Origin of the sequence: Streptomyces sp. NPDC059456 (assembly GCF_042750055.1) — a bacterium.
Taxonomy (GTDB): Bacteria; Actinomycetota; Actinomycetes; order Streptomycetales; family Streptomycetaceae; genus Streptomyces.
On sequence record NZ_JBHYVA010000497.1, the window covers coordinates 1 to 6,417 of the forward strand.

General features: G+C 74.4%; 4 protein-coding genes and 1 pseudogene. 4 read left to right on the forward strand and 1 reads right to left on the reverse strand.

Annotated elements, in window-relative coordinates:
• Positions 1–108 precede the first annotated feature (108 nt).
• Positions 109–693, forward strand: a pseudogene (locus tag ACFXA3_RS31475) (MurR/RpiR family transcriptional regulator); the annotation flags it as partial.
• A gap of 12 nt (positions 694–705) precedes the next feature.
• Here ACFXA3_RS31475 and ACFXA3_RS31480 read toward each other — a convergent pair.
• Entirely contained in the window at positions 706–2,070 is a 1,365-nt protein-coding gene (locus ACFXA3_RS31480) for a diaminopimelate decarboxylase (RefSeq protein WP_385192271.1), read from the reverse strand.
• 104 nt (positions 2,071–2,174) lie between these two features.
• On the opposite strand from ACFXA3_RS31480, the gene hutU reads away from it, so the two are divergent.
• The 3 genes from hutU to ACFXA3_RS31495 are packed head-to-tail and all read left to right on the forward strand — an operon-like array spanning position 2,175 to position 6,399.
• A complete protein-coding gene (gene hutU, locus ACFXA3_RS31485) occupies positions 2,175–3,839 on the forward strand; it encodes a urocanate hydratase (protein WP_385192274.1) in 1,665 nt (554 codons plus the stop codon).
• Positions 3,840–3,877: 38 nt separating this feature from the next.
• Entirely contained in the window at positions 3,878–5,068 is a 1,191-nt protein-coding gene (locus ACFXA3_RS31490; RefSeq protein ID WP_385192278.1) for an allantoate amidohydrolase, read from the forward strand.
• The gene (locus tag ACFXA3_RS31495; protein ID WP_385192276.1) at positions 5,059–6,399 is read left to right on the forward strand and encodes a formimidoylglutamate deiminase; all 1,341 of its coding nucleotides are present in this window, start codon (positions 5,059–5,061) and stop codon (positions 6,397–6,399) included. Before ACFXA3_RS31490 ends, ACFXA3_RS31495 begins: the two co-directional genes overlap by 10 nt.
• The last annotated feature ends 18 nt before the right edge of the window (positions 6,400–6,417 follow it).

The window sequence follows — 6,417 nt, forward strand, 5'->3', positions numbered from 1 at the left end:
CCCCGCACGCCGTGACCGCGTTTGGGGTGGGCGCTCGTTGACTGGGGTAACGGGGGGGTGCGCCGCCACTGGGTGCTGGGGCCCCCCCCCGGCCCCGCCGCGGCCGCGCGGGAGGACACGTACAACGAGTACCAGCAGGCCGTCCAGGGCGAGATCGAGAACCTGCGGCAGCTGTCGGCCATGCTCGCCGACCCCTCGCCGGTCGAGGAGGCCGGCCGGGTGCTCGCCGGGTCCAGGCCGCTGCCCGTGCTCGGGCTGCGGGCGGCGTCCTCGCAGGCGCGCGGGTTCGCGTACTTCGCCGCCAAGGTGCACCCGGACGTGCGGCTGCTCGACGAGGGCGGCTCGATGCTCGCCGACCGGATCGACGCGGCCGCCGCGGCCGGGGCCTCGGCGCTGCTGTGCTTCGCGCTGCCGCGGCACCCGCGGGAGGTGGCGGAGGCCCTGGACCACGCGCGGGGGGCGGGGTTGCAGGTGGTGACGGTCGCCGACTCGGCCTTCGCCCCGGTGGCCCGCTCCTCCGACCTGCTGATCCCGGCGCCGGTCGGCACCGGCCTCGCCTTCGACACGGCGTGCGCGCCGATGCTGCTGGGGCGGGTGCTGCTGGAGGCCATGGCGGACGCCCTGCCGGACGCGCAGGCGCGGCTGGAGGCCTTCGACGCGCGGGCGGCGGCGCGCGGGCTGTTCGTGGAGTAGCCGCCGGCCGGGTCAGAGCAGGGCGTCGCGGTGGGCGGCTCCGGATTCGGCCGTCAGGTCCTGCAGGGACTGGGCCGGGCGGACCAGGGTGAAGCGGACCGTGCCGGAGGGGGTCGTCGTGAAGCCGTGGACCGCCGGGCGCGGGAGGCTGTTGTAGCCGTAGTGGGCCGTGAAGAAGTACGCGCCGGTGTCCGGGACGGCGATCAGGTCGCCCGGGGCCAGTTCCGGCAGCTCCCGGCCGGTGGCCAGCAGGTCGCCCGCGAAGCAGGCCGGGCCCGCGATGTCCTGGGCGACGGGCGGGCCGGTCTTCGGGGCGCCCTTCGCGTCGTACGGCAGGACCCGCAGCGGCCACGCCGCCGGCGCGTACACCGTACGGGTCGCCAGCTGGACCCCCGCGTGCGTCAGCGCGATGGGGCGGCCGCCGGTGGTCTTCGTGTACTCGACGCGGGAGAGCACCAGGCCGTGCTTGGCCGGCAGGGACCGGCCGAACTCCGTCACCAGGCCGTAGCGGCCGCCGAACAGGCCCGGGACGGCTTCCCGCAGGGCCGCCACGTACTGCGCGTACGTCGGGTCCTCGGCGTCCGACGCGAAGTTCACCGGCAGGCCCCCGCCGATGTCGAGGGTGTCGACCTGGCGGCGCCCCGCCGCCGCGTTGATCTCCTCGGCCAGGTCGTACAGTTCCCGCACCCCTTGCGCGATCAGCGGCAGCGGTACGCCCTGGGAGCCCGAGTGGACGTGCAGCCGGGTCAGCCACGGCCGCTCCAGGAAGGCCCGTACGAGCCGTGCGCGCGCGCCCGGATCGCGCAGCGCGATCCCGAACTTCGAGGTCGCGGTGGCCGTGGAGAGCGCGTCGATGGCGCCCGCGCCCGTCTGCGGGTTGATCCGGACCCCGAGGGGGGACGCGGTGGGAGCCGCGGCGACGAGCGCGTCCAGGCGCTCCAGTTCCTGCCGGTTGTCGGCGTTGACGGCGATCCCGAGGGCCAGTGCCCCGCGCAGTTCGGCCACGGTCTTGGCGGGGGAGTCCAGGACGGTCCGCCGCGGGTCCACGCCGGCCGCCAGGGCCAGCGCCAGCTCGCCGGGGCCCGCGGCCTCGCAGCCGAGGCCGCAGTCCGCGAGCAGCCGCAGCACCGGAACGAGCGGGCACGCCTTCACCGCGAAGGCGTGCAGCACGGGCGTGCCGGGTGCCAGGGCGGCGGCGAAAGCGCTGGTCAGGGCGGTTGCGGAGGCTCTGATCCCGGCGACGTCCAGCAGGCAGACCAGGGGCTGCGCGCCCTCCTCCCCGCCCACCAGGCCCTGCTCGACGGCGGCCCGTACGGCCAGGTCACGGCGGGCCGCGGCGTCCGCCGTGCCCGCCGCCGTGTGCGTCTCGACAGCCATGTCCGCCAGCCAATCACCCGGCGGGTCGGCCCGCAGCTGTTGACTGAATCTATTCAGCCGGTCAGGATGTGAATGGATTGACCAACATCGGAGGAGGCACCGCCATGTCAGGACCCCGCCCCGTACGCGCTGCGCGAGGCACCGAGCTCAGCACCCTGGGATGGCAGCAGGAAGCCGCCCTCCGCATGCTCCAGAACAACCTCGACCCCGAGGTCGCCGAGCACCCCGACAAGCTCGTCGTCTACGGCGGCACCGGCAAGGCCGCCCGCGACTGGCGTTCCTTCGACGCGATGGTCCGCACCCTGCGCACCCTCAAGCAGGACGAGACGATGCTCGTCCAGTCCGGCCGCCCGGTCGGCGTGATGCAGACCCACGAGTGGGCGCCGCGCGTGCTGCTCGCCAACTCCAACCTCGTCGGCGACTGGGCCAACTGGGAGGAGTTCCGCCGTCTGGAGCAGCTCGGTCTGACCATGTACGGCCAGATGACCGCCGGTTCGTGGATCTACATCGGCACCCAGGGCATCCTCCAGGGCACGTACGAGACCTTCGCGGCCGTCGCCGCCAAGAAGTTCAACGGCACCCTGGCCGGCACCATCACCCTGACCGCCGGCCTCGGCGGCATGGGCGGCGCCCAGCCGCTGGCCGTGACGATGAACGACGGCGTCGCGATCTGCATCGACGTCGACCCGCGCGCCATCGAGCGCCGCATCGAGCACCGCTACCTGGACGTGAAGGCCGACAACCTGCGGCACGCGCTGCAGCTCGCGGTCGAGGCGCGCGACGCCCGCAAGCCGCTGTCCATCGGCCTGCTCGGCAACGCGGCCGAGCTCCTCCCGCAGATGCTCGCGGAAGGCGCCCCGATCGACATCGTCACCGACCAGACGTCGGCGCACGACCCGCTGTCGTACCTGCCGGTGGGCGTCGACTTCGACGACATGGCGGCGTACGCGGCCAAGGACCCGGCCGGCTTCACCACGCGGGCCCGCGAGTCGATGGCCAGGCACGTCGAGGCCATGGTCGGCTTCATGGACGCGGGCTCCGAGGTCTTCGACTACGGCAACTCCATCCGCGGCGAGGCCCAGCTGGCCGGCTACGACCGTGCGTTCGCCTTCCCCGGCTTCGTCCCGGCCTACATCCGCCCGCTGTTCTGCGAGGGCAAGGGCCCCTTCCGCTGGGCCGCCCTGTCCGGCGAGGCCTCGGACATCGCGAAGACCGACAAGGCGATGCTGGAGCTCTTCCCGGAGAACGAGTCGCTGCACCGCTGGATCAAGATGGCCGGCGAGCGGGTCCACTTCCAGGGCCTGCCGGCGCGCATCTGCTGGCTCGGCTACGGCGAGCGCGACAAGGCCGGCGAGCGCTTCAACGAGATGGTGGCCGACGGCACCCTGGCCGCCCCGCTGGCCATCGGCCGCGACCACCTCGACTGCGGTTCGGTGGCCTCCCCGTACCGCGAGACCGAGGCGATGCTCGACGGCTCCGACGCGATCGCCGACTGGCCGCTGCTCAACGCCATGGTGAACGTGGCCTCCGGCGCCTCCTGGGTCTCGATCCACCACGGCGGCGGCGTCGGCATGGGCCGTTCGATCCACGCCGGCCAGGTCACCGTCGCCGACGGCACCAAGCTCGCGGGCGAGAAGATCCGCCGCGTCCTGACCAACGACCCCGGCATGGGCGTCATCCGCCACGTCGACGCGGGCTACGACATCGCCGAGTCGGTGGCGGACGAGCGCGGTGTCCGCGTCCCGATGCGCGAAGGCGACTCGGCGTGAGCAAGGACGTCCCGGCGGCCGCAGCCTCGTTCCACACCATGTGGGACGAGCTGCGGCCCATCGGCCGCAACGCCGGGTCCGGCGGATACCGCCGCTACGCCTGGACGGGCGCCGACGCCGACTGCCGGACCTGGTTCCAGGAGCAGGCCGAGGCCCGCGGCCTCGCCTACGAGACCGACCGCAACGGCAACCAGTGGGCCTGGCTCGGCGACCCCCTCGCCGGTGACGCCGTCGTCACCGGCTCCCACCTGGACTCCGTGCCCGACGGCGGCGCCTTCGACGGCCCGCTCGGCGTGGTGTCCTCCTTCGCGGCCCTGGACGAACTCCGCAGGAGGGGCGCGAAGTTCTCCAGGCCCCTGGCCATCACCAACTTCGGTGACGAGGAAGGGGCCCGGTTCGGTCTCGCCTGCGTCGGCTCCCGGCTCGCCGCCGGGCAGCTGACCAAGGAGAAGGCGTTCGAGCTGCGCGACGCCGACGGGATCGGCCTGCCGCAGGCCATGGAGGCCGCCGGGTACGACCCCCAGGCCATCGGCGCCGACCCGGAACGCCTCGCCCGCATCGGCGCCTTCGTCGAGCTGCACGTCGAACAGGGCCGGGCCCTGGACCTGTCCGGGGACTCCGTCGGCATCGCGTCCGCGATCTGGCCGCACGGGCGCTGGCGGTTCGACTTCCGAGGCGAGGCCAACCACGCCGGCACCACCCGCCTGGTGGACCGGCGCGACCCGATGCTCACGTACGCGGCGACCGTCCTCGCCGCCCGGACCGAGGCCGCCCTCGCCGGGGCCGTCGCGACCTTCGGCAAGATCGCCGTCGAGCCGAACGGCGTCAACGCCATCCCCTCGCTCGTACGCGGCTGGCTCGACTCCCGCGCCGCCGACCAGGCCACCCTCGACACGGTCGTCACCGCCGTCGAGAAGGCCGCCCGCGAGCGCGCCGACCAGGACGGCATCGACCTGGCCGTCGTCCGGGAGTCCTTCACCCCGGTCGTCGAGTTCGAGCACGCCCTGCGCGACGAGATGAACCGGATCCTCGGCGGGGCCGTCCCCGTGCTGGGCACCGGGGCGGGACACGACGCCGGAATCCTCTCCGCCGCCGTCCCGACCGCCATGCTGTTCGTACGGAACCCCACCGGCGTCTCCCACTCCCCGCGGGAGTTCGCCCCCGAGGACGACTGCGTGGCCGGTGTGCTCGCCCTCGCCGACGTACTGGAAGGCCTGGCATGCCGCTGACGACGTACTGGCTGGAGCACGCCTGGCTCGGCACCCACGTCGAGCCGGGCGTCGCGCTCGACGTGTCCGCCGACGGGCGGATCGGCTCCCTGCGCACCGGGGTCGAGACCCCGCCGCCGGGGGCCGAGGTGCTGCGCGGGCTGACCGTCCCGGGCCTGGCCAACGCGCACAGCCACGCCTTCCACCGGGCCCTGCGCTCCGTGGTCCAGGTCGGCTCGGGCACCTTCTGGACCTGGCGCGAGGTCATGTACCGGGTCGCCCAGAACCTCACCCCCGACACGTACTTCGCGCTCGCCCGCGCGGTGTACGCGGAGATGGCCCTGGCCGGCATCACCAACGTCGGCGAGTTCCACTACGTCCACCACGCCCCGGGCGGCGCCCCGTACGCCGACCCCAACGCCATGGGCGAGGCGCTGATCGAGGCGGCCGCCGCGGCGGGCATCCGGATCACCCTCCTCGACACGGCGTACCTCTCGTCCGGCTTCGGCGCGGCCCCGGACCCGCACCAGCTGCGGTTCTCCGACGGGACGGCCGAGGCCTGGGCGGAACGCGTCTCGGCCCTCAAGCCCCGCGGGCACGCCCTGATCGGAGCGGCGATCCACTCCGTGCGCGCCGTACCGGCCGGCCAGCTGGCCACCGTCGCCCGCTGGGCCGAGGAGCGGCAGGCACCCCTGCACGTCCACCTGTCCGAGCAGACCGCCGAGAACGACGCCTGCCGGGCCGCCCACGGCCGCACCCCGACCCAGCTCCTGGCCGACCACGGGGTGCTCGGCCCGCGCACCACCGGCGTCCACAACACGCACCTCACCGACACGGACATCGCGCTCCTCGGCGGGACCACCACCGGTACGTGCATGTGCCCCACCACCGAGCGGGACCTCGCCGACGGCATCGGCCCGGCCGGCCGGCTCCAGCGCGCGGGCAGCCCGCTGTCCCTCGGCAGCGACAGCCACGCGGTGATCGACCTGCTGGAGGAGGCCCGGGCGATGGAGCTCAACGAGCGCCTGGCCAGCCGCACCCGGGGCCACTGGACGGCGAACGCGCTGCTCACCGCGGCCACCGACGGCGGCCACGCCGCCCTCGGGCTGCCCGACGCGGGCCGCCTGGAGGCGGGCGCGCTCGCGGACTTCACGACCATCGCGCTGGACACCGTCCGCACGGCGGGCCCGCTGCCGCGGCTCGGCGCCGAGACGGCCGTCTTCGCGGCCTCGGCCGCCGACGTCCGCCACACGGTGGTGGGCGGCCGCCACATCGTCCGCGACGGCTCGCACACCCTGGTCGGGGACGTCCCGTCCGCCCTGTCCGAGTCGATCGCAGCCGTCCGCGGCTGAAGCCCTCCTGTCCCCCAC

What these genes read in the sequence shown, in the direction of transcription:
- ACFXA3_RS31495 (WP_385192276.1), top strand. Translation starts at nt 5,059, where the DNA reads ATGCCGCTGACGACGTACTGGCTGGAGCACGCCTGGCTCGGCACCCAC.
- ACFXA3_RS31490 (WP_385192278.1), top strand. Translation starts at nt 3,878, where the DNA reads ATGTGGGACGAGCTGCGGCCCATCGGCCGCAACGCCGGGTCCGGCGGA.
- hutU (WP_385192274.1), top strand. Translation starts at nt 2,175, where the DNA reads ATGTCAGGACCCCGCCCCGTACGCGCTGCGCGAGGCACCGAGCTCAGC.
- ACFXA3_RS31480 (WP_385192271.1), bottom strand. Translation starts at nt 2,070, where the DNA reads ATGGCTGTCGAGACGCACACGGCGGCGGGCACGGCGGACGCCGCGGCC.